Origin of the sequence: Streptomyces tatrensis, from assembly GCF_049310065.1 — a bacterium.
Taxonomy (GTDB): domain Bacteria; phylum Actinomycetota; class Actinomycetes; order Streptomycetales; family Streptomycetaceae; genus Streptomyces.
The window spans coordinates 6,698,003-6,720,630 of record NZ_JBMDLB010000011.1 but is presented as its reverse complement, the minus strand read 5'-3'; the positions used below and the strand labels follow the sequence as shown (position 1 = coordinate 6,720,630).

The following is a 22,628-nucleotide window of genomic DNA, read 5'->3' as shown; positions in this document are numbered from 1 at the left end:
AGAGATCTCGTGCGCCTGATCGTCCGTACCCCACGTCCCGGACGACGGCTCGGACCCAGTGGTTCGTGGACCCGCACATACAGACTCGCTGGTTCTTGGAAAAATTGAACTTGCGTTTCACAGTGTGAGACGCGAATATCGTTTCATGGACAACTCTAGCGGCGTCGGCGTTCTCGACAAGGCAGCTCTGGTATTGAGCGCACTGGAGTCCGGTCCGGCCACCCTCGCCGGGCTGGTCGCGGCGACAGGGCTCGCACGACCCACGGCACATCGCCTTGCCGTGGCTTTGGAACACCACCGGATGGTGGCGAGGGACATGCAGGGCCGGTTCATCCTCGGACCGCGGCTGGCGGAGCTCGCCGCCGCGGCCGGCGAGGACCGCCTGCTGGCCACGGCCGGACCGGTGCTCACCCACCTCCGGGACGTTACGGGCGAGAGCGCGCAGCTCTACCGGCGTCAGGGCGACATGCGCATCTGCGTGGCGGCCGCGGAGCGGCTGTCGGGCCTGCGGGACACCGTCCCGGTGGGCTCCACGCTCCCGATGAAGGCCGGCTCGGCCGCGCAGATCCTGATGGCCTGGGAGGAGCCCGAGCGGCTCCACCGCGGCCTGCAGGGCGCGCGGTTCACGGCGACGGCGCTCTCGGGCGTACGGCGTCGCGGCTGGGCGCAGTCGATCGGCGAGCGGGAGCCCGGCGTGGCCTCCGTGTCGGCGCCCGTGCGCGGGCCGTCGAACCGCGTGGTGGCCTCCGTATCGGTCTCCGGGCCGATCGAGCGCCTGACCCGTCACCCGGGGCGCATGCACGCCCAGGCCGTCATCGACGCGGCCGCCCGACTGACCGAGGCCCTGCGCCGCTCCAGCTGAGCACCTCTCCGGTCGCAGACCTCCCCCACCACTCCCCCCGGGCCCGGGGGCGCGTGAGACGCCGCACACGTCCGCACACGCGCCGCCGGGCCCGAACTCATATCGTCCGCGCCCGTCCGGAAACAGCGAAGAGGCCCTCCGCGATGAACGCGGAGGGCCTCTTCTGTGCGTACCCCCGACCGGATTCGAACCGGCGCTACCGCCTTGAGAGGGCGGCGTGCTAGGCCGCTACACAACGGGGGCTAGCTGTTACTGCTGTACTGCGCTGGGCTACCAGGACTCGAACCTAGAATAAGAGAACCAGAAACTCTCGTGTTGCCAATTACACTATAGCCCACAGGTCTAGACCAGCTAGACACCGTACCCCCGACCGGATTCGAACCGGCGCTACCGCCTTGAGAGGGCGGCGTGCTAGGCCGCTACACAACGGGGGCCCTAGCGATCCTGCATCAAAAAATCCGGGTGCGACCCTGGAAATCTCACGGGAAGGATCTGTACCCCCGACCGGATTCGAACCGGCGCTACCGCCTTGAGAGGGCGGCGTGCTAGGCCGCTACACAACGGGGGCAAGCACTGCGTTACTACTGAACTGCGCTGGGCTACCAGGACTCGAACCTAGAATAAGAGAACCAGAAACTCTCGTGTTGCCAATTACACTATAGCCCACCAAAACGCAAGACCTTGAGGGACTTTCGTTCGGTTAGCGTCTCCGGCCCGGCCTTTCGGCCCGAGCGGGCGGCGCAGAAAGAACATTACCGGATGGCTGACCGTGCTCCAAAACGGGTATCCCCGGCCAGCACCTGCGGGAGCCGGTCGAGTCCGGCGATCCGGTGCACGCCCTCGGGCCCGGGGCCGCGCGATCCGTCGCGGTCGAGCCACACGGCCGTCAGCCCGGCGTCACGGGCGCCGCGCGCGTCGATCTCCGGCTGGTCCCCCACGTAGACCACTTCCCCCGGCTCCAGCCCCATCTCGGCGCACGCGGCGAGGAAGGCCCCTGCCTCGGGCTTGCTGACGCCCAGCTCCACGGCGCACACCAGGACCTCGAAGCGGTCGCGCAGGCCGAGGTGGCGCAGCTTGGGGTCCTGGTTGGCCACGGAGGAGTTGGTGAGCACCCCGTGCCGGTAGCCGCCGGCCAGGGCGTCCAGTACGGGCACCACGTCGGGGAAGACCTCCCAGGCGGCCGTGTAGTGCTCCACGTACCGCCCGAACCAGTCGTCGGCCTGTGCGTCGCTCATGGCGGGCTCCCCGAGGAACTCCCGCACCCGGTCCCGGCGCTGCCCCTGGAAGGTGCCCTCGCCGCCCGCGAACCGCTCCCAGTGCCGGTCGGTGATCCGCCGCCACAGCGCGAGCGCCTCGCGCGGAGCCCCGTACCGCTCCGCGAGCCCCTCGGCGACCAGGTGCGCCGCGAGCCCGGCGCGGTCGGCCCCGGTGTAGTCGAAAAGGGTGTCGTCGATGTCCCAGAGCACCGCACGGATCGCCATGTGGCCGACCCTACGCGGAACGCCCCGGGGGCGGCAGCCCTTTGCGGAGCTGCCGCCCCCGGGGGACGTACGAGTGCTGCTGCCTACGCGGTGGCGAGCTTCGCCAGGGTCGCGTCGATGCGGGACAGGGAGCGGTCCTTGCCCAGGATCTCGAGGGACTCGAAGAGCGGGAGGCCGATCGTGCGGCCCGTGACGGCCACGCGGACCGGGGCCTGGGCCTTGCCGAGCTTGAGGCCGTGGGCCTCGCCGGCGGTGAGGACGGCCTGCTTGAGCGACTCGGGGTCCGACCAGTCGGCGGCGGCGAGGTTCTCGCGGGCCGTGGTGAGAAGGGCCGCCGGGTCGCCCTTCATGGCCTTGTCCCACGAGGCCTGGTCCTCGACGGGCTCCTTGAGGAACAGGAAGTCGACGTTGGCCGTGATGTCGGACAGGACCGTGACGCGGGTCTGGGCGTACGGCGCGATGCGCTCCCAGGCGGCGGTGTCGAAGTCCTCGGGCGCCCAGTTGGCGTGCGGGGCCTGGAGCCACGGGGCGCAGCGGTCCGCGAAGGACTTCGGGTCGAGCAGGCGGATGTGGTCCGCGTTGATCGACTCGGCCTTCTTGAGGTCGAAGCGCGCCGGGTTGGCGTTGACGTCCGGGATGTCGAACTTCTCCACCATCTCCTCGATCGAGAAGATGTCCTGGTCCTTGGAGAAGGACCAGCCGAGCAGCGAGAGGTAGTTCAGCAGGCCCTCGGGGAGGAAGCCGCGCTCGCGGTACAGGTTGAGCGAGGCCTCGGGGTCGCGCTTGGAGAGCTTCTTGTTGCCCTCGCCCATCACGTACGGCAGGTGGCCGAAGGCCGGCACGGCCTTGGCGATGCCGAGCTCGATCAGGGCCCCGTAGAGCGCGATCTGGCGGGGGGTGGAGGACAGCAGGTCCTCGCCGCGCAGGACGTGGGTGATCTCCATCAGCGCGTCGTCGACCGGGTTGACGAGCGTGTAGAGGGGCGCGCCGTTGGCCCGGACGATGCCGAAGTCCGGCACGTTGTCGGGGGTGAAGGTCAGCTCGCCGCGGACCAGGTCCGTGAAGGTGATCGGACCGTCGGGCATCCGGAAGCGGACGATCGAGGTGCGGCCCTCGGCCTCGTACGCGGCCTTCTGCTCCGCGGAGAGGTCGCGGCACTGGCCGTCGTAGCCGGAGGGCTTGCCGGCGGCGCGGGCCGCGTCGCGGCGGGCGTCCAGCTCCTCGGTGGTGCAGTAGCAGTGGTAGGCGTAGCCGCCGTCCTGGAGCTTCTGCGCGACGTCCTTGTAGATGTCCATGCGCTCGGACTGGCGGTACGGGGCGTGCGGGCCGCCGACCTCGGGGCCCTCGTCCCAGGTGAAGCCGAGCCAGCGCAGCGAGTCGAGCAGCTGGCCGTAGGACTCCTCGGAGTCGCGGGCCGCGTCGGTGTCCTCGATGCGGAAGACGAACGTACCGCCGTGGTGGCGGGCGAACGCCCAGTTGAAGAGGGCCGTGCGGACCAGACCCACGTGGGGGTTGCCGGTCGGGGACGGACAGAAACGTACGCGGGGGGTCGCGTTAGCCACGCTTGATCACCTTGTTGGTGAGAGTGCCGATGCCTTCGATGGTGACGGCGACCTCGTCGCCGACGTTCAGGGGGCCGACTCCGGCCGGGGTCCCCGTGAGGATGACGTCGCCCGGGAGCAGCGTCATGGCCTCGGTGATGTGCACGATCAGGTCCTCGATGGAGCGGACCATCTGGCTGGTGCGGCCGAGCTGGCGCTGTTCGCCGTTGACGGTGCACTGGATGGTCAGGTCACTGGGGTCGAGGTCCGTCTCGATCCAGGGGCCGAGCGGGCAGGAGCTGTCGAAGCCCTTCGCCCGGGCCCACTGCTTCTCGCGCTGCTGGACGTCGCGCGCGGTGACGTCGTTGGCACAGGTGTAGCCGAAGATGACGTCCTTGACGCGCTCACGCGGGACCTCGCGGCACATGCGGCCGATGACCACGGCGAGCTCCGCCTCGTGGTGGAGGTCCTGGGAGAAGGAGGGGTAGGCGATCGGGTCGCCGGAGCCGACCACCGAGGTGGAGGGCTTGAAGAAGGTGATCGGGGCGTCCGGGACCTCGTTCCCGAGCTCCGCCGCGTGCTCCGCGTAGTTGCGGCCGATGGCCACGACCTTGTTCGGGAGCACGGGCGGCAGCAGCCGGACCTTGCTCAGCGGAACCTTCGTGCCCGAGAGCTCGAAGTCCGCGAACGGGATGCCCTTGATGATGTCGAGGACGAGCTCACCTTCGGACGCCGCGAGGGCAGTGCTGCCCTCGACCGCGCCGAACGCGACATTGCCGTCGATCGAGAACCTGGCGATGCGCACGTGTTGCGTCTGCCCCTCTGTATTTCCGCTGGCTGGAGTCTGCGGACTCCAGGCTAACGCGGTGGGGGCCGACGCTTCGCGCGGCTTTCGGCGGGGAACTACTGCGCGGCGGTGGCGACCGGCGCGTCCATGAGGATGGTGCGGCGCGGGTTCGCGGTCTGGGTCGGCAGCTCGACGGTGTGCTCCGGGACCGGCACGGCCTGCAGCTCCTCTGCGTCCTTGAGGTGCGCGAGGGTGGTGCGGCGCGGGTTGGCTATGTTGCGGAACATCATCGTCGTCTTCATCGGAGTGGGAAGCCCTCGGCTCACTAGGTCGGATGGTGGCGGCGGGTGCCGCCGGGATGCCTTCAAAAGTGCCACTTGTCGCTCGCGGCAACCCTGTAAAGCTCAAGGCTAAACATCTGAATCCCCCGCCGAACCGGGAAGTAATGGCCAGGGCTATGTGAGTTTGCTCACCAGTGGCCAGGCATTACGGGCATAACGGGCAGTCAATCCTGCCCCACAAAGGGGACATTGCGCCACTGAATGCGCCATTCCGCTCCCGATCATCGCGACTGGGACAGCATGCCAGGCGCGGAGTTTGGGCGGCGTAAGTCCGATTCCATATGAATTGATACGCACGACGGGTAGTGCACGCGTCACCAGAAGTGACCGACTGTCCAGGGCGGGACTCGCACCTTGTTGGAGATCCGCCTCTGTGCTGGAATTCGCGGGACCGCCGCGGGAATCAGCCGGCGCGCAGGTGGCGCGAGACAGCGCCGAGCGCGGCGGCAACGGAGAGGGAGACGCGCCGGTCACCGACGACCACCATGGGGCGCATTGCCCCACGACTCGACACCGTCCCACCGGTCGCCCGGCGGGACGCCTGGTCCAGAGGTTGCGACGCTAGTGCAGGGACGATTCAAGAGGGATGACAAGGGGTCTCCCCAGGCCCGTCAGGGCCGTGGGGAAGCCGCGCCGGAGCAGGACCCGCGCGGCGGGACCGACCGTGGCTCCTCGCCCCAGCACGCCCAGAACCGCGGGCCGGCTGTCGAGAGCGGGGGCCCCGACGGCTCCGCCGCGGTGAAGCCCAAGGGCCGCGCCAAGCCGAAGGGCGGCTCCAAGGCCGACGACGAGTCGGGCAGTCGCGACGTCGCGATACCCCAGACCTCGCGTGGGTCCGGATCGCGCCTCGCCATGCAGAACTGGCGCATCAGTACGCGACTGGTGTCGCTGCTGACGCTGCCGGTCGTCGCCGCCACCACCCTCGGTGGCTTCCGCATCAACGACTCGCTCAACGACATCGCGCAGCTGGAGCACATGCAGCTGCTGACGACGATGACCCGGCAGGCCACCAACCTGGCCGCCATGCTCCAGGCCGAGCGTGACAACTCCGCCGGTCCGCTGTCCGTCGACAAGTCGGGCAAGCCCAGCACCCTCGTCAAGGGTGTCCGCGACTCCACGGACTCCGCCGTCAGGGCCTTCGCCGCCGCGACCGACAAGGTCGACGTCGCCGAGGGCAACGACGAGACGCTCAGGTCGATCCGCAACAACATCCTGCAGATCGCACACGGGCTCAACAACCTCGAAGAGATCCGCAAGGGCGCGTACCAGAACGGCGCCCAGCAGACCGTCACCGAGTACAACGCGCTGGTCGTCTCGCTGCTCTCGCTCTCGCAGGAGATGGCGCAGGCCACCTCCAACCCCGAGATGATCAAGCGCACCCGCGCCCTGGCCGCGTTCTCCTCCGCCAAGGAGTACGCCTCCATCCAGCGAGCGATCATCGCCGCCGCGCTCCCCGCCGACCCCTCGCAGCCCGGCAGCCTCAGCGAGAACGACCGTCTGTACGCCCGCTCCGCGCAGAACAGCGAGGAGCAGGCGCAGAAGACCTTCGAACTCGCCTACCAGGGCAAGCCCGAGGAGCTCCTCGCCTCGCTCGGCGACGGCAACCAGGAGATCGGCAACGCCGACGGCTACGCGCGCCGCGTCCTCGGGAACAAGGACCAGTTCGTCAAGGAGAAGCCCCGGTCCTGGATGGACTGGTACGACGCGGACGACGTGAAGCTCCAGGCCATGAAGGTCATCGAGCTCACCCTGCTCGAGGACATGGAGCAGAAGGCCCGCGAGCTCAAGAACGAGTCGCAGCGCGACGCGCTCATCAACGGTGCGCTGATCCTCCTCGTCCTCGGTGTCTCCCTCGTCGGCGCCTTCGTCATGGCCCGCTCGATGATCCGCTCCCTGCGCCGCCTCCAGGACACCGCGACCCGCGTCGCCCAGGACCGGCTGCCCGAGCTCGTCAAGCAGCTGTCCGAGTCCGACCCGCAGGACGTGGACACGACGGTGGAGTCCGTCGGTCTGCACACCCGCGACGAGATCGGCCAGGTGGCCGCGGCCTTCGACGACGTGCACCGCGAGGCAGTCCGCCTCGCCGCCGAGCAGGCCCTCCTGCGAGGCAACGTCAACGCGATGTTCACCAACCTCTCGCGCCGTTCGCAGGGCCTCATCCAGCGCCAGCTCTCGCTCATCTCCGAGCTGGAGTCGCGCGAGGCCGACCCGGACCAGCTCTCCTCGCTCTTCAAGCTCGACCACCTCGCGACCCGCATGCGCCGTAACGGCGAAAACCTCCTCGTCCTCGCGGGCGAGGAGCCGGGCCGCCGGTGGACCCGCCCCGTCCCGCTCGTCGACGTGCTCCGTGCCGCGGCGTCCGAGGTGGAGCAGTACGAGCGCATCGAACTCTCGTCGGTGCCCGGCACCGACGTCGCCGGCCGCGTCGTCAACGACCTCGTCCACCTCCTCGCCGAGCTGCTGGAGAACGCCACCTCGTTCTCCTCCCCGCAGACCAAGGTGAAGGTCACCGGGCACGCGCTGCCCGACGGCCGCGTGCTCGTCGAGATCCACGACACCGGCATCGGCCTCTCCCCCGAGGACCTCGCCGCGATCAACGAGCGGCTCGCGTCGCCGCCGACCGTGGACGTCTCCGTCTCCCGCCGCATGGGCCTGTTCGTGGTCGGCCGTCTGTCCCTGCGACACGGCATCCGCATCCAGCTCCGCCCCTCCGACTCGGGCGGTACGACGGCCCTCGTCATGCTGCCGGTGGACGTCGCCCAGGGCGGCAAGAAGCCGGCCCCGATGCCCGGCCAGGGCGGTCAGGGTTCCCCCGGCGCCCCCGGTCAGGGTGGTCCCGGCGGCCAGGCGCAGGGCTCGATACCCGCTCCCGGCGCGCGTCCCCCCGTGGGCGCCGCCCCACAGCGCGGCCAGGTTTCCGGCGGCAACCAGCGCGCGGCCCTGCCGGGCCGCGACGGCGGCCCCGGCGGCCAGCCCCAGGGCCCCGGCCCGCAGGGCGGACGGCCCCAGCAGCAGGGCCCCGGCGGCCAGACCCAGAGCGCCTTCGGTTCGGGTGCTCCGCTGCCCGGCCGCGGTCCGGTCTCCGGTCCCGGCGGCCCGGGCGGCTTCGGCGGTCCGCAGGCCCGTCCGGTCGGCGCCCCCACGGCGTCCGGTCCCGGCGGCTTCCCGCAGGGCAACGGCTTCGAGCGCCCGCAGCAGCCCCAGCAGCCGGCTCCGTTCCAGCCCCAGCAGCCGGCCCCGCAGCAGCAGGGCCAGGGTCAGCAGCAGACCGGCGGCCCGGTCGCCCGCGGTCCCCGGCCGCAGCTTCCGCCGCGCGGTGACGCGCCCCGTCCGGAGCTCCCGGGCGCGGGCGGCGGACCCTCCGCGATGCCCCAGACCACCAGCTGGGGCGCGGGCCAGCGCGGGCACGACGTACCGCGCGGCCACGACGAGCTGTCGGGCCCCGGTTCCACGTCCGAGTTCCCCCGCCCCGACTTCAACGCCCCGGCCCCGCAGGCCGGCGGCAGCGGCGGCCAGGCCGGCCACGACAACGGCACCACGGGCCAGTTCGCCCGTCCCGACTTCGCCGACCCGGCCTCCACCGGCCAGTTCGCCCGTCCCGACTTCGGTGACCCGGCCTCCACGGGGCAGTTCGCCCGCCAGGACTTCCAGGCCCAGCGGCCCGGCGGCCCCGGTGTCGGCGGCTACGCCCAGCCCGGCCAGGCCCCGCAGCCCCAGGGCGGCTACGCCCCCGTACCGCCCGCGCGCGCCGAGGCTCCGCGGCTGCCGCAGGCGCCCCGTCCGGAGGCGCTGCCCCCGGCCGGTCCGGGCACGGGCGAGGGCCGCAGCCCGATCTTCGACACGCTGGAGTCGAACTGGTTCCGCCAGGAGGCCGGCCAGGCCCCCGCGCAGGCACCGGCCGTACCCCAGCAGCCGGGCCAGCAGTCCGCTCCGGCGGCTCCGGCTCCCGCCGCCCCGCAGCGCCCGCAGCAGCACCAGCTGCCGCAGCGCGGCCAGGAGGCGGCTCCGGCCGAGTCCGCGGCAACGGCCACCGGCGCGGTACCGACCGTGAGCTGGCGCTCCTCGCCGAACGACGAGCTGATGCGGCAGGCCGAGCGCGTGCGCCAGCCCGCCGCCGGCGGCATCACCACGTCGGGTCTGCCCCGCCGGGTCCCGCGGGCGAACCTCGTGGCCGGCACCGCGCAGCAGCAGGCCGAAGCACAGGCCGGCCCCCAGGTTTCGCGATCCCCGGACGATGTCCGCGGGCGTCTCACCAACCTCCGACGCGGTATCCAGCAGGGTCGGCAGGCCGGCACCACCGGCCCGGCCACCGGCAGTTACCACATCGACCCCACTTACCAGCAGGAGCGATAGTTGAGTTCGATGAGCCAGGCGGCACAGAACCTGAACTGGTTGATCACGAACTTCGTGGACAACACCCCCGGGGTGTCCCACACCGTGGTGGTCTCCGCCGACGGCCTCCTTCTGGCGATGTCCGAAGGCTTTCCCCGCGACCGGGCCGACCAGCTCGCCGCGGTGGCCTCCGGGCTGACCTCCCTCACCGCGGGCGCGTCCCGCATCTTCGAGGGCGGCGCCGTCAACCAGACGGTGGTGGAGATGGACCGCGGATTCCTCTTCCTGATGTCCGTCTCCGACGGATCCTCGCTGGCCGTACTGGCGCACCCCGAGTGCGACATCGGCCTCGTGGGCTACGAGATGGCCCTCCTCGTGGACCGCGCCGGCAGCGTCCTCACCCCGGACCTGCGCGCGGAACTGCAGGGAAGCCTGCTCATCTGACTGCCGCTCTCCCGGCCGGACGGTACTGCCGGCCGGGGGACCGGGGCCGCGGCCCCGGAACCCAGTACCACCGCCAGGCCGTCATACCGTCCCCCCACCGGCCGCCCCGTCAGACGGCACGCTGACCTTTGCTGTCCAGCCCGGAGGATCAATGACCCCGCCCCCCGCCTATTCCGATCAGTACGGAGATTCGTACTCGGAAGGCGACCAGCCGCTGGTTCGTCCGTACGCGATGACCGGTGGCCGGACCCGACCGCGCTACCAGCTCGCCATCGAGGCCCTGGTCAGCACCACGGCCGATCCGATGCACCTGTCCGGGCTGCTCCCGGAGCACCAGCGCATCTGCACCCTGTGCCGCGAGGTCAAGTCGGTCGCGGAGGTCTCCGCGCTGCTGAACATGCCCCTCGGTGTCGCCCGGATCCTCGTCGCCGACCTGGCGGAGGCCGGCATGGTGGCCATCCACCAGCCGGGCAATGGAGAGGCCGGCGGAACGCCGGATGTAACGCTGCTCGAGAGGGTTCTCAGTGGACTTCGCAAGCTCTAACGGCGGAGCGGCTCCTCGCTCCACCACCTCCGCGAAGATCGTGGTGGCGGGTGGCTTCGGCGTGGGCAAGACCACGTTCGTGGGCGCCGTCTCCGAGATCAACCCGCTGCGCACCGAGGCCGTCATGACGAGCGCGAGCGCCGGCATCGACGACCTGACCCACACCGGGGACAAGACGACCACCACGGTCGCCATGGACTTCGGCCGCATCACCCTGGACCAGGACCTGATCCTGTACCTCTTCGGTACCCCCGGTCAGGACCGCTTCTGGTTCATGTGGGACGACCTCGTCCGCGGTGCGATCGGGGCGATCGTCCTGGTCGACACGCGGCGCCTGGCCGACTGCTTCCCGGCCGTCGACTACTTCGAGAACAGCGGCCTGCCGTTCGTCGTGGCGCTCAACGGCTTCGAGGGGCACCAGCCCTACACCCCGGAGGAAGTCCGCGAGGCCCTGCAGATCGGCCCGGACGCCCCCATCATCACCACGGACGCCCGCCACCGCGCGGACGCCAAGAGCGCGCTCATCACGCTCGTCGAGCACGCCCTGATGGCGCGGCTCAAGTAGCGGCTCGCTCAGGGGCGCCGCGCAACGAGGGCTTCACCGGCTGGTTTTGGGGGGCGGGCTGTGTCATACGACACGGCCCGCCCCCTTCGTTCATAACGTTTCGACAGAGAATTGCCGGTAGTTGGCGACACGGTGCGTTCGTCCGGTGTCACTGCGCTCACAACTGGCCCCGCTTTTGCCGCAGGACGCTCTTTATGTCCGATTTATGTGGGACATAAGGCTCTTGGAATGGCCGATTTCAACTGTTTGGAACACGGCCGTTAACCGTGCTGGAATTCAACGAACTAGCTAGTAGCACCGCCGAGAGGTTGTTGGTCGAGTGAGGCGAAGCAACTCGAGCCCCGCGGATGAACCCGCGCGCGGCAACTTCACCCCGCCGCCGCGAGCGGCCGCGTCATCCTTTGACGTACCCGTGGAACCATCCGTGAGCAGCGGCAGCACCAGCAGGTTCTCGCCCCGCAACTGGCGCGTGCCGACCCGTCTGAACGCCATCCTGCTCGTCCCGGTCCTCGTCGGACTGGTGATGGGCGGCTTCCAGGTGAAGGGTTCCATCGACACCTGGGACGAGGCCAAGGACGCCGAGAAGACCGCCGTCATCGTCCAGGCCGCAGCCGAGTACGGCCAGGCGCTCCTCAACGAGCGCGACCTGACGGCCGAGCCCCTCCTCAAGGGCCAGCGCGATTCCGAGCCCGTCCTGAAGGCGTACTCCGCCACGGACGCGGCCAAGGCCAAGTTCGCCGAGGTCGCGAAGGACCTGCCCGAGGGCCAGGGCCTGGAGCGCCGCCTGGAGCTCTTCCGCCAGGAGGAGCCGAAGCTGGAGCAGGTCCGCAAGACGGCCTACCTGTCGCAGCTGGAGACGCAGAAGAAGGCCCTCCCCAAGGCAATGGGCCCGATTCCGACCGAAGAGGGGTACGTGCTGGTCCAGCACTACCTCATGCAGTTCTCCAACGAGCTGGGCCTCGGCACCGGCAACGTGACCTCGTACGGCCGCATGGTCTACGCGCTCGAACTGTCCAAGGCCGCGAACTCGCTGCAGCGCTCGGTGGGCACGCACCTGCTGGTGCGGCCGAACGAGAACGAGGACATCCGCAAGGCCCAGCTCGTCGCCTTCTCCTCGTACGCGTACCTCGAAGAGATCGCCATCGGCGAGTACGTCGCCGCCGGCACCGACGAGGACGTCGCGCGCCTCAAGGACATCATGGGCGCGAAGTCGCAGGAGGGCGCCAAGAAGCTCGCCGACGCCAAGCAGGCGGCCGAGCAGGCCGGCACCGTCTTCCGCGCCCCTCCGGTGGTCAACAACTCCGCGCTCACCGGAATGACCGAGGCGATAGCCGGCGGCGAGAAGCCCGCCAAGCTCGCCCTCGGCGGCACCACCCCGGCAGCCTGGCAGGCCGCCGCGACCGCCAAGTTCGACGGCTACAACCAGCTCGAGAAGGAACTCCTCGACAAGGCCCTCAAGGACGCCGGATCGGTCTCCGACGAGGCCCGGGGCGACGCCATCCTGACCGGCGCCATCGTGGTCGTGGCCCTGCTCGCCGCCTTCATCCTGGCCGGCATGATGGCCCGCCAGATGGGCAAGGCGATGCGCCGTCTGCGCGGAGCGGCCTTCGACATCGCCGAGCAGCGCCTGCCGATGCTCGTCGACCAGCTCTCGCGCACCGACCCGGGCAAGGTCGACACCCGCGTGGTGCCGATCCCGATCGACTCCCAGGACGAGATCGGCGAGGTCGCCCGCGCCTTCGACCAGGTCCACCGGGAAGCCGTCCGGCTCGCCGCCGAGCAGGCCCTCCTGCGGGGCAACGTCAACGCGATCTTCACGAACCTCTCCATGCGCAACCAGTCGCTGATCGAGGGCCAGCTGAGCCTGATCACCGAGCTGGAGAACAACGAGGCCGACCCGGACCAGCTGGAGAACCTCTTCCGCCTGGACCACCTGGCCACCCGCATGCGCCGCAACGGCGAGAACCTCCTCATCCTCGCGGGTGAGGAGCCGGGCCGCCGCTGGGACCAGCCGGTCCCCCTCGTCGACGTCCTGCGCGCCGCCTCCTCCGAGGTGGAGCAGTACGAGCGCGTCGAGCTGTCGGGCGTCTCCGAGGCCGAGATCCACGGCCAGGCCGTGACCGACCTCGTGCACCTGCTCGCCGAGCTGCTGGAGAACGCCACCACCTTCTCCTCCCCGCAGACCAAGGTCCGGGTCAACGCGACGCGTCTGCCCGACGGCCGGGTCATGGTCGAGATCCACGACAAGGGAATCGGCCTGACGGCCGAGGACTTCGCGGACATCAACCACAAGCTGGCCAACCCGCCGACCGTGGACGCCGCGATCTCGCAGCGCATGGGTCTGTTCGTGGTCGGCCGGCTGGCCGACCGGCACGGCATCCGCGTCCAGCTGCGCCCCTCGGGCGAGGCGGCCGGCACCACCTCGCTGGTCATGCTCCCCGACGCCATCACCCACGGTGGCGGTGGCGAGGAGGTCCCGGCGGACGACTTCACGGTCTCCTCGATGATCCCGCGCCAGCAGTCGCAGCAGGCGGTTCCGCTGCGCACGGCCGCCGAGCTCGGCTTCGACGACTCCCGCTACGAGGTCCACCGGGCCGACCAGCCGGGATTCGAAGAGCCCGCCGCCGACCCGGTCGGCCGGTCCCTGGGCCGCGAGGAGCGCCGGGCCACGCTGGAGGCGCAGGTCGGCTACCCGCAGGCGCAGCCGGCGTACGACGAGCCCGCGGCGGGTTATCCGGAACCGCAGCCGGAGCACGCGTACCAGCCGTACCAGGGCTACGAGCAGCAGCCCGCGCAGGGCTACGACCTCGGTTACGAATCCGCTCAGGCCGGGCAGGGATACGACGCGTACACCCAGCAGGAGTACGCGTATCCGGAACCGGAGTACACGGATCAGCGACAGGAACTCCCGGCCTATGACGGTGGTTACGATTCCCCTCCCGCTACGGCGGAGTGGCCCCAGCAGAACACCTACTCGGGCTCCTACCAGCAGGATTACGGGACCGAATCGGAATCACCGGCCGCTCCCGAACCCGCTCCGGAGCGCGTAGGCTTCGACCGTCCGGGCGCCACTGCCGACGCCGGCCACCAGGTGACCGGGGCGGGCCTGCCGCGACGCGGCAGCCAGCCGCAACAGCGGCCGGGACAGCAGGAAACGGAGTCCTCCGGATCCCTCTTCGAGCAGCGGCCGCAGCGTCAGCAGCAGCCCGCGGAACCGGAGCGGGCCACCGAGGAAGCCGAAGGGCCCGCCGACTGGCGCTCGAACAACGACGAGCGCTGGCAGCAGGCCGCCAAGCTCCGTGAGCCGAAGGCGGGCGGGGTCACCCCGTCCGGTCTCCCTCGGCGGGTACCCAAGGCCAACCTGGTCGAGGGTGCCGCAGAGACGACTCCGCAGGGCGGCCCCCAGGTCTCCCGGGCCCCGGAGGACGTCCGTGGCAGGTTGAGCAACCTGCGACGCGGTGTCGAGCAGGGCCGCAATGCGGGATCCGAGCAGTCAAGTAACAGCTATGACCAGGAGCGTTAGTGTGAGCGCGATGAGCCAGGCGGCACAGAACCTGAACTGGTTGATCACGAACTTCGTGGACAACACCCCAGGGGTGTCTCACACGGTGGTGGTCTCCGCCGACGGCCTCCTTCTGGCCATGTCCGAAGGCTTCCCCCGCGACCGGGCCGACCAGCTCGCCGCGGTGGCCTCCGGGCTGACCTCCCTCACCGCGGGCGCGTCCCGCATCTTCGAGGGCGGCGCCGTCAACCAGACGGTGGTGGAGATGGACCGCGGATTCCTCTTCCTGATGTCCGTCTCCGACGGATCCTCGCTGGCCGTACTGGCGCACCCCGAGTGCGACATCGGCCTCGTGGGCTACGAGATGGCCCTCCTCGTGGACCGCGCCGGCAGCGTCCTCACCCCGGACCTGCGCGCGGAACTGCAGGGCGGACTTCTCAACTAGCAGACAGGCAGTGCGTTTCGCGTCACTGCACCATAGGGTGCGGTGGCGCGGTTCCACAGGGAGTACTGCGTACTTGGAGTCGGAGGAGGAAACGTGACAACACCCGGAGGACATCCCTATGGCGGCGCGCAGCAGCCGCAGGGTGGGCACGACCAGAACCGCTTCAACTTTCCCTCCGCTCCCAGCAACCGGCCCGGGCCGGAGCACGACCCGGCCTCCGGGCAGCCGTACCAGCAGCCCTACCAGCAGCAGCCGTACGGCAGTCGGCCGCAGCAGCCCGGCCAGTCCTACCGGTCCCCGCAGCAGCCTCAGCGCGGCGGTCGCCCGCCGGCTCCGCAGGCGCACAACCCGCTGGTGCGCCCGTACGCGATGACCGGTGGCCGGACCCGGCCGCGCTACCAGCTCGCCATCGAGGCACTGGTCAGCACCACGGCCGATCCCGCGCGTCTGCAAGGGCAGTTGCCCGAGCACCAGCGCATCTGCCTCCTGTGCCAGGAGATCAAATCCGTCGCGGAGATCTCGGCACTTCTCTCCATTCCCCTTGGCGTAGCCCGGATCCTCGTCGCCGACCTGGCGGAGGCCGGCCTCGTAGCCATCCACCAGCCCGGCGGCGACGAGTCCGCCGGCGGCCAGCCAGATGTGACACTGCTCGAAAGGGTGCTCAGTGGACTTCGCAAGCTCTAACGGCGGAGCGGCTCCTCGCTCCACCACCTCCGCGAAGATCGTGGTGGCGGGTGGCTTCGGCGTGGGCAAGACCACGTTCGTGGGCGCCGTCTCCGAGATCAACCCGCTGCGCACCGAGGCCGTCATGACGTCCGCGAGCGCGGGCATCGACGACCTGACCCACACCGGGGACAAGACGACCACCACGGTCGCCATGGACTTCGGCCGCATCACCCTGGACCAGGACCTGATCCTGTACCTCTTCGGTACCCCCGGTCAGGACCGCTTCTGGTTCATGTGGGACGACCTCGTCCGCGGTGCGATCGGCGCCGTGGTCCTCGTCGACACCCGCCGTCTCGCCGACTGCTTCCCCGCCGTCGACTACTTCGAGAACAGCGGCCTGCCCTTCGTCATCGCGCTCAACGGCTTCGACGGGCACCAGCCCTACACCCCGGAGGAAGTCCGCGAGGCCCTGCAGATCGGCCCGGACGCCCCCATCATCATCACCGACGCCCGCCACCGCACGGACGCCAAGAGCGCGCTCATCACCCTGGTCGAGCACGCCCTCATGGCCCGCCTGCGGTAGCCGTCCCGGGTCGCACGAGAAAGCCCCCCGCACTCCGAGGAGTGCGGGGGGCTTTCTCGTGCGCTCGGGGTACTAGCCCTGCCAGCTGCGCGGGCCGCGGAAGCCGGGGGTGCGCTCCAGGCGGCGCCAGCCGGCCTGGGAGCCCACGGCGGCGGCCGGGGCGTACTCGGGGGTGGCGGCGGCGCGGGCGAGCAGGATCGCGGTGATCGCGGCCAGCTCCTCGGGCTCGGCGTTGCCCTTCTCGACCTTCAGCAGGGTGCCGTTGGCGTTGCTCATCGGTGGCAGTTCTCCTTCGACGTCTCTACTGGGGCGGGTTGCCGTGCTTGCGCGACGGCAGATCGGCGTGCTTGTTGCGGAGCATCGCGAGGGCGGCGACGAGGACCTCGCGGGTTTCCGCGGGGTCGATGACGTCGTCGACGAGGCCTCGCTCGGCCGCGTAGTAGGGGTGCATCAGCTCGGCCTTGTACTCCTTGACCATGCGCGCGCGCATCGCCTCGGGGTCTTCGGCGTCCGCGATCTGCTTGCGGAAGATGACGTTGGCGGCGCCCTCGGCGCCCATCACGGCGATCTCGTTGGTCGGCCAGGCGTAGGTGAGGTCGGCGCCGATGGACTGGGAGTCCATGACGATGTACGCACCGCCGTAGGCCTTGCGCAGGATCAGCGAGATCCGCGGCACCGTCGCGTTGCAGTACGCGTACAGCAGCTTGGCGCCGTGGCGGATGATGCCGCCGTGCTCCTGGTCGACGCCCGGCAGGAAGCCGGGGACGTCCAGGAGGGTGATGATCGGGATGTTGAAGGCGTCGCAGAGCTGGACGAAGCGCGCCGCCTTCTCGGAGGCGTGGATGTCCAGGACGCCGGCGAGGTGGCCGGGCTGGTTGGCGACGATTCCGACGACCTGGCCGTCCATCCGCGCGAGCGCGCAGATGATGTTGCGGGCCCAGCGCTCGTGGATCTCCAGGACGTCGCCCTCGTCGACGAGCTCCTCGATGACCTTGAGCATGTCGTACGGGCGGTTGCCGTCGGCCGGCACCAGGTCCAGCAGGACCTCGGACCGGCGGTCGGCCGGGTCACTGGTCTCGTGGACCGGGGGGTTCTCGCGGTTGTTCGAGGGCAGCATCGTGATGAGGTAGCGGACCTCGGAGATGCAGGTCTCCTCGTCGTCGTACGCGAAGTGCGCGACGCCCGAGGTCTCGGCGTGCACGTCCGCGCCGCCGAGGCCGTTCTGGGTGATCTCCTCGCCGGTCACCGCGCGGACCACGTCCGGGCCGGTGATGAACATCTGCGAGGTCTCCCGGACCATGAACACGAAGTCCGTCAGCGCCGGGGAGTAGGCCGCGCCGCCGGCGCAGGGGCCCAGCATCACCGAGATCTGCGGGATGACGCCCGAGGCCCTGGTGTTGCGCTGGAAGATGCCGCCGTAGCCGGCGAGCGCGGAGACGCCCTCCTGGATACGGGCGCCGGCGCCGTCGTTGAGGGAGACCAGCGGGGCACCGGCCGCGATGGCCATGTCCATGATCTTGTGGATCTTCTGGGCGTGGGCCTCGCCCAGGGCGCCGCCGAAGATCCGGAAGTCGTGCGCGTAGACGAAGACCGTACGGCCCTCGACCGTGCCCCAGCCGGTGATGACACCGTCGGTGTAGGGCTTCTTGGCCTCCAGGCCGAACCCCGTCGCCCGGTGGCGGCGCAGCTGCTCGACCTCCTTGAAGGAACCTTCGTCGAGCAGCAACGCGATCCGCTCGCGGGCGGTGAGCTTGCCCTTGGCGTGCTGCGCTTCGGTCGCCCGGTCACTCGGGCCGCGGCGCGCCTGCTCGCGCAGGTCGTGCAGCTCGGCCACGCGCCCGCGGGCGTCCGTCGGCTCGCTCGGAATCTGGTCCACAACGGTCATGTAATGACCTTACGAAGCCGGACCGGGAAAACCCTCCGTCGAATCCACACAGTGTCGGGTGTCTTCCGCTGTCCGTCCCGGACAGAACCACCGGGGCTGCCGCCGAGCCCACCAGGCAGGACCTTGGTCCTTTGTCGCCTTCCCACAAAACTCCCTCCAAGCGGGCGCCGGGGCGCCGCCGGGGCGCCGTCACGCCACGCGCAGGAAACCCAGAGGTTGAAATTTGAACGGAATGGGTCTAGCGTCGTTGTTGTTGAAAGTTCAACGAGTGCCGACATCGAGCGGCACCACTACCAAGGAGCAGTCATGGGTCTCTTCAACCGCCGCACGCAGGACACCGCCGACACCGCGACCGCCGTCGCCACCCTCGACGTGGACCCGGCCCTCGCCGCGCTCACCGGTGACTACGTCATCGACGCCTCCCACAGCAGCATCGGCTTCACCGTCCGCCACGCGATGGTCACCAACGTGCGCGGCACCTTCGCCGAGCACGAGGGCGCCCTGCACCTGGACGGCGCCGACCCGTCCCGCTCCACCGCCTCCATCGAGGTGAAGATCGCCTCCATCGACACCGGCATCGGCGACCGCGACGGCCACCTGCGCTCCGGAGACTTCTTCGACGCCGAGACCTTCCCGCTGATGACCTTCCGCTCCACCGAGGCGCAGCAGCTGGGCGGCGACAAGTACCGCATCACCGGAGAGCTGACCATCAAGGACGTCACGCGCCCGCTCTCCATCGACCTCGAGTTCGGCGGCGCGGCCACCGACGTCTACGGCAACGAGCGCGTCGGGTTCGAGGGCTCGGCCGAGATCCTGCGCTCCGACTGGGGCCTCACCTGGAACGCGGCCCTGGAGACCGGCGGCGTGATGGTCAGCGACAAGGTGAAGCTGACCTTCGACATCTCGGCGATCAAGCAGGCTTGAGCCCGGTTCCACGCTGCGGGGCAGGGGGCGGCTAGAAGTCGCCCCCGCCGAACCCGCCTCCGCCGTCGAAGCCCCCTCCGCCGCCGAAGTCCCCGCCGCCGAAGTCGGACGGGTTGAAGTCGGCACCGGAGACGTCACCGCCGTCGAAGCCGTTGCCGCCGCCGAAGTCGGAGGCGTAGGCCGGACTGGACATCATCGAACCGAGCATCGTGCCCATGAGCAGGCCGGGCAGGATGCCGCCGCCGAAGTAGCCGCCGGCCCAGGGACCGTACGCCGGGCCGGCGTCGTAGTAGGGGCGCGGACCGTGCTCGGTGTCGACGGTGCGGACCGCCGGGTCCTGGCCGTCGCGCAGCCGGACGGCGTCCGCCGCACAGACCGGGACCGTACGGGCGGCCCCGCCCGCCGGGGCCCAGGCCGCGTCCTCGGTGCTCGGCCCGTGGCGCGGGTCGAAGAAGCAGGGTGCGCGGCGCTCGGGCAGCGGCCGGCCCTGCCGGCGCGCGTCGAGGCGGGCCAGGGCGAACCGGCCGTCCTCGATGGCTTGCGTGACCCCCTTGACCTCCTCCGGATGCTGCACGGAGGCCATGATCTGCTTGGCCTTCTCGTACGAGTCGAGGCCCTGCTCGTAGTCCGCGCGCATGGCGTCGTCGGCTCCGGGCTCACCGGGGTGGAAGTCGAGGCGCTCCAGCTCCTCGCCGAAGGCCGTGATGTCCTCGTCGACGACCACGCCCAGCCGGGCGATGGACTCGCGCCGGAGCTCTTCCTTCTTCTTGCGGTTGCGCTTGACCAGCGCGTACGCCCCGCCACCGCCGACGGCGGCCACCACGCCGAGCCCGATCAGGGCGCCCACCGGGGCCCCGCTGTCGGTGCTCGCGGTGCCCCAGGAGGCGGGGGCCTTGCCCTTGGCCTGGGCGAGGGCCTGGTCCACGAAGTTGTTGAGCTCGGTGCTCGCGTCGACGGCTCCGCCCGCCTTGACGGCGTCGACCAGGTTGCGGACCGCGTTGGCCGGCATGACGGCCCGGTCGGCCCTGGCGTTGAAGCCGTCCCCGAGCCGGATCGCGTAGAGCCCGGTGATACCGGTCTCGGTACGGACCGTCTTGAGCACGCTGGCGGCGGGGAACTCGGCGGTGGCCGGCAGCACGGCCACGAACACCGGCTTCCCCGCGTCCTTGATCTTCTTCGCGAGCGCGTCCGCCTGCGCGGGCGGCAGCTGCGCCTCGGCACGGGGATCCACGTAGACCGGGCCCTTCTTGAGGGCCTGGGCCACGGTGGTGGTCCCGTCGGCTGCCGACGCCCCCGGGGCGACCAGCAGCGCGGTCGCGGACAGCGCCAGCAGCAGAGCGGCCAGCAGCGATCCCATACGTACGGATGTAAGCCTGGTCCTCATAGTCACGACGCTACCCGAACGGGTGCAATCCTGTGTGAGCTGGACATAAGGTCTATCGCTCTCACCGAGCAGGCGTGCGACCTACACTCCCGGACCAGGGGGTGGGCGATGCGACGCACATGGCTGGCTGGGACGGTGCTGGTGGCGGCCGTGCTGGCGGGATGCAGCCCTCCGACACTCGATCTCGCAGGCGTGTCGAAGGACGCGCAAGGCCTGCCTCAACTGGAGCTGACCCTGTGCAAGGGAGACGTCGCCGGGTCCTTCGTCTACTTCTCGGCCCGCGGCACGGCGGTTTCAGGCTGGCACACCGGGCTCGGAGCCGACCTGGGCAGACCAGGTCCCTTCCCCCCGTTCTCTCCTCCGGAGGACTGGGAGATCACCCGGGAAGGACAGCAGTCCCTGACGGCGGACGAGTACTACGTGTCCTACAAGGCTGTCGAAGGCGACAACGTCGAGTACTCGGTCAGGAGCCACTTCCGGACCGAGGACATAGAAGCCCTCGGTCCGGACCAGGTGTGGGCGAACGGCAAGGCCATGAGCCGCAAGAAGTACCGGGCGTACGTGAAGGACGAGTGCTGACCTCCGCCGGGGCTACTCCGCCGGCTCCACGCCCGCGTGGAGGAGGCCGTAGGTGAAGGCGTCTTCCAGGGCCTGCCAGGAGGCCGCGATGACGTTCGGGGCTACGCCGACCGTGTTCCATTCGCGGGAACCGTCCGTCGTGGTGACCAGGACCCGGGTCGTGGACGACGTGCCGTGGGCGCCCTCCAGGATGCGGACCTTGTAGTCGATCAGCTCGAACTTCGCGAGCTGGGGGTAGAAGCGCTCCAGGGCGACCCGCAGCGCGCGGTCCAGCGCGTTGACGGGGCCGTTGCCCTCCGCGGTGGCGACGATCCGCTCTCCCTTGGCCCGCAGCTTCACCGTGGCCTCGTTGGCGTGCGTGCCGTCGGGGCGGTCCTCGACGATGGCCCGCCAGGACTCGACGCGGAAGTACTTGCGCGCCCGGCCCTCGGCCTCGGCGCGCAGCAGCAGCTCGAAGGAGGCGTCGGCCGCCTCGTACGTGTAGCCCTGGAGCTCGCGCTCCTTGACCCGCTCCACCACCCGGGAGACCAGCGCGCGGTCCCCGCCGAGGTCGACGCCGAGCTCCTTGCCCTTGAGCTCGATGGAGGCCCGGCCGGCCATGTCGGAGACGAGCATCCGCATGGTGTTGCCGACGCGCGCGGGGTCGATGTGCTGGTACAGGTCCGGGTCGACCTTGATGGCCGAGGCGTGCAGGCCCGCCTTGTGCGCGAAGGCGGAGACGCCGACGTAGGGCTGGTGCGTGGAGGGCGTGAGGTTGACGACCTCGGCGATGGCGTGCGAGATCCGGGTCATCTCGGCCAGGGCGCCCGCCGGGAGGACCGTGCGGCCGTACTTGATCTCCAGCGCGGCGACGACCGGGAAGAGGTTGGCGTTGCCGACCCGCTCGCCGTAGCCGTTCGCGGTGCACTGCACGTGCGTGGCGCCGGCGTCCACGGCGGCCAGCGTGTTGGCGACGGCGCAGCCGGTGTCGTCCTGGGCGTGGATGCCCAGGCGTGCGCCGGTGTCGGCCAGTACGGTCGCCACGGTCGCGGTGATCTGCGCGGGCAGCATGCCGCCGTTGGTGTCGCAGAGGACCACGACGTCGGCGCCGGCCTCGTGCGCGGCGCGCACGACGGACTTCGCGTACTCGGCGTTGGCCCGGTAGCCGTCGAAGAAGTGCTCGCAGTCGACGAAGACCCGGCGGCCCTGGGAGACCAGGTGGGCGACGGTGTCGCGGACCATCTCCAGGTTCTCGTCGAGGGTGGTGCGCAGGGCGAGCTCGACGTGCCGGTCGTGGGACTTGGCGACCAGGGTGATCACCGGGGCGCCGGATTCCAGCAGGGCACGGACCTGCGGATCGGTGGCGGCGGAGCCGCCCGCCCGGCGGGTCGCGCCGAAGGCGACGAGCTGGGCGTGCTTGAAGTCGATCTCCGCGCGGGCACGGGAGAAGAACTCCGTGTCGCGAGGGTTCGCGCCGGGCCAGCCGCCCTCGATGAAGCCCACCCCGAAGTCGTCCAGGTGGCGGGCGATCGTCAGCTTGTCCGCGACCGTGAGGTTGATGCCCTCACGCTGGGCACCGTCGCGCAGGGTCGTGTCGAAGACGTGGAACCCGTCGTCGGGGCCGGGGCCCGAAGCCGGCGCAGTCGGCTCGGTCGCCTCTGTCGTCGTCATGCTGATCTGACTCCTGTCGGATGGGTGGTTCCGGATGCCCGCCCGCGGGCAGGCCGACGCCACTGCCCCCATCATCGCGCGCTGCCCGATCCCGGCATGTTCGAGGCCGGAAA

At 70.3% G+C, this 22,628-nt stretch carries 19 protein-coding genes and 5 tRNA genes; 11 read left to right on the top strand and 13 right to left on the bottom strand.

All coding sequences use genetic code 11. From position 1 onward, the window contains the following. The first annotated feature begins 145 nt into the window (after positions 1 to 145). Positions 146 to 862, top strand: a complete 717-nt coding sequence (ndgR, locus tag ACODT5_RS46575) for an IclR family transcriptional regulator NdgR (protein WP_112450208.1) — start codon at positions 146 to 148, stop codon at positions 860 to 862. Between the two features lie 170 nt (positions 863 to 1,032). On the opposite strand, the gene ACODT5_RS46570 is transcribed toward ndgR, so the two are convergent. The 9 genes from ACODT5_RS46570 to ACODT5_RS46530 form a co-directional block, all read right to left on the bottom strand. Continuing rightward, positions 1,033 to 1,105 (bottom strand) — tRNA-Glu (locus tag ACODT5_RS46570). Between the two features lie 22 nt (positions 1,106 to 1,127). Further along, positions 1,128 to 1,199, bottom strand: a tRNA-Gln gene (locus ACODT5_RS46565). Between the two features lie 24 nt (positions 1,200 to 1,223). After that, positions 1,224 to 1,296: transfer RNA gene (locus tag ACODT5_RS46560), tRNA-Glu, on the bottom strand. 61 nt (positions 1,297 to 1,357) lie between these two features. Continuing rightward, positions 1,358 to 1,430 (bottom strand) — tRNA-Glu (locus tag ACODT5_RS46555). Positions 1,431 to 1,456: 26 nt separating this feature from the next. Then, positions 1,457 to 1,528: transfer RNA gene (locus ACODT5_RS46550), tRNA-Gln, on the bottom strand. Between the two features lie 86 nt (positions 1,529 to 1,614). Beyond that, positions 1,615 to 2,343: an HAD family hydrolase gene (locus tag ACODT5_RS46545; protein WP_422524905.1), complete on the bottom strand. Its 729-nt coding sequence runs from the start codon at positions 2,341 to 2,343 to the stop codon at positions 1,615 to 1,617. A gap of 83 nt (positions 2,344 to 2,426) precedes the next feature. Continuing rightward, positions 2,427 to 3,905: a glutamate--tRNA ligase gene (gene gltX, locus ACODT5_RS46540; RefSeq protein ID WP_422524904.1), complete on the bottom strand. Its 1,479-nt coding sequence runs from the start codon at positions 3,903 to 3,905 to the stop codon at positions 2,427 to 2,429. Continuing rightward, a complete protein-coding gene (locus tag ACODT5_RS46535; RefSeq protein WP_422524903.1) occupies positions 3,898 to 4,689 on the bottom strand; it encodes a fumarylacetoacetate hydrolase family protein in 792 nt (263 codons plus the stop codon). Before ACODT5_RS46535 ends, gltX begins: the two co-directional genes overlap by 8 nt. Positions 4,690 to 4,787: 98 nt before the next feature. After that, positions 4,788 to 4,973, bottom strand: coding sequence for a hypothetical protein (locus ACODT5_RS46530; RefSeq protein ID WP_422524902.1), 186 nt, complete (start codon positions 4,971 to 4,973; stop codon positions 4,788 to 4,790). Between the two features lie 603 nt (positions 4,974 to 5,576). Here ACODT5_RS46530 and ACODT5_RS46525 point away from each other — a divergent pair. The 8 genes from ACODT5_RS46525 to ACODT5_RS46490 all read left to right on the top strand — a co-directional run bounded on the left by ACODT5_RS46525 (position 5,577) and on the right by ACODT5_RS46490 (position 16,093). Beyond that, positions 5,577 to 9,365: a sensor histidine kinase gene (locus ACODT5_RS46525; RefSeq protein ID WP_422524901.1), complete on the top strand. Its 3,789-nt coding sequence runs from the start codon at positions 5,577 to 5,579 to the stop codon at positions 9,363 to 9,365. 9 nt (positions 9,366 to 9,374) lie between these two features. Next, positions 9,375 to 9,788, top strand: a complete 414-nt coding sequence (locus ACODT5_RS46520; RefSeq protein ID WP_008739864.1) for a roadblock/LC7 domain-containing protein — start codon at positions 9,375 to 9,377, stop codon at positions 9,786 to 9,788. A 151-nt stretch (positions 9,789 to 9,939) separates the two neighbouring features. Beyond that, positions 9,940 to 10,332 carry a DUF742 domain-containing protein gene (locus ACODT5_RS46515; protein ID WP_243337752.1) on the top strand — a complete coding sequence of 131 codons (393 nt, stop codon included), beginning with the start codon at positions 9,940 to 9,942 and terminating at the stop codon, positions 10,330 to 10,332. Then, entirely contained in the window at positions 10,313 to 10,897 is a 585-nt protein-coding gene (locus tag ACODT5_RS46510; protein WP_243337754.1) for a GTP-binding protein, read from the top strand. The genes ACODT5_RS46515 and ACODT5_RS46510 overlap by 20 nt, the downstream gene beginning before the upstream one ends. Positions 10,898 to 11,216: 319 nt before the next feature. Further along, on the top strand, positions 11,217 to 14,420 hold the full coding sequence (locus ACODT5_RS46505; RefSeq protein ID WP_422524900.1) for a sensor histidine kinase: 3,204 nt from the start codon (positions 11,217 to 11,219) through the stop codon (positions 14,418 to 14,420). Between the two features lie 10 nt (positions 14,421 to 14,430). Further along, positions 14,431 to 14,844, top strand: coding sequence for a roadblock/LC7 domain-containing protein (locus ACODT5_RS46500; RefSeq protein WP_243337850.1), 414 nt, complete (start codon positions 14,431 to 14,433; stop codon positions 14,842 to 14,844). 93 nt (positions 14,845 to 14,937) lie between these two features. Then, a complete protein-coding gene (locus ACODT5_RS46495; RefSeq protein WP_422524899.1) occupies positions 14,938 to 15,528 on the top strand; it encodes a DUF742 domain-containing protein in 591 nt (196 codons plus the stop codon). Then, on the top strand, positions 15,509 to 16,093 hold the full coding sequence (locus ACODT5_RS46490; protein WP_243337760.1) for a GTP-binding protein: 585 nt from the start codon (positions 15,509 to 15,511) through the stop codon (positions 16,091 to 16,093). The genes ACODT5_RS46495 and ACODT5_RS46490 overlap by 20 nt, the downstream gene beginning before the upstream one ends. Before the next feature lie 72 nt (positions 16,094 to 16,165). Here the strand turns inward: ACODT5_RS46490 and ACODT5_RS46485 are convergent, their stop codons facing one another. Continuing rightward, complete coding sequence (locus ACODT5_RS46485) at positions 16,166 to 16,369, bottom strand: acyl-CoA carboxylase subunit epsilon (protein ID WP_327304361.1); 204 nt, start codon at positions 16,367 to 16,369, stop codon at positions 16,166 to 16,168. Between the two features lie 25 nt (positions 16,370 to 16,394). After that, positions 16,395 to 17,978, bottom strand: a complete 1,584-nt coding sequence (locus ACODT5_RS46480) for an acyl-CoA carboxylase subunit beta (RefSeq protein WP_422524898.1) — start codon at positions 17,976 to 17,978, stop codon at positions 16,395 to 16,397. Positions 17,979 to 18,284: 306 nt separating this feature from the next. Here ACODT5_RS46480 and ACODT5_RS46475 point away from each other — a divergent pair, with 306 nt between their 5' ends. Further along, positions 18,285 to 18,902 carry a YceI family protein gene (locus ACODT5_RS46475; RefSeq protein WP_422524897.1) on the top strand — a complete coding sequence of 206 codons (618 nt, stop codon included), beginning with the start codon at positions 18,285 to 18,287 and terminating at the stop codon, positions 18,900 to 18,902. 31 nt (positions 18,903 to 18,933) lie between these two features. Here the strand turns inward: ACODT5_RS46475 and ACODT5_RS46470 are convergent, their stop codons facing one another. Further along, complete coding sequence (locus ACODT5_RS46470; RefSeq protein WP_422524896.1) at positions 18,934 to 20,286, bottom strand: hypothetical protein; 1,353 nt, start codon at positions 20,284 to 20,286, stop codon at positions 18,934 to 18,936. Positions 20,287 to 20,394: 108 nt separating this feature from the next. Here ACODT5_RS46470 and ACODT5_RS46465 point away from each other — a divergent pair, with 108 nt between their 5' ends. Beyond that, positions 20,395 to 20,865, top strand: coding sequence for a hypothetical protein (locus ACODT5_RS46465; protein WP_422524895.1), 471 nt, complete (start codon positions 20,395 to 20,397; stop codon positions 20,863 to 20,865). Positions 20,866 to 20,877: 12 nt separating this feature from the next. Here ACODT5_RS46465 and cimA read toward each other — a convergent pair whose 3' ends face one another. Then, complete coding sequence (gene cimA / locus ACODT5_RS46460) at positions 20,878 to 22,515, bottom strand: citramalate synthase (RefSeq protein WP_422524894.1); 1,638 nt, start codon at positions 22,513 to 22,515, stop codon at positions 20,878 to 20,880. Positions 22,516 to 22,628: the final 113 nt, after the last annotated feature.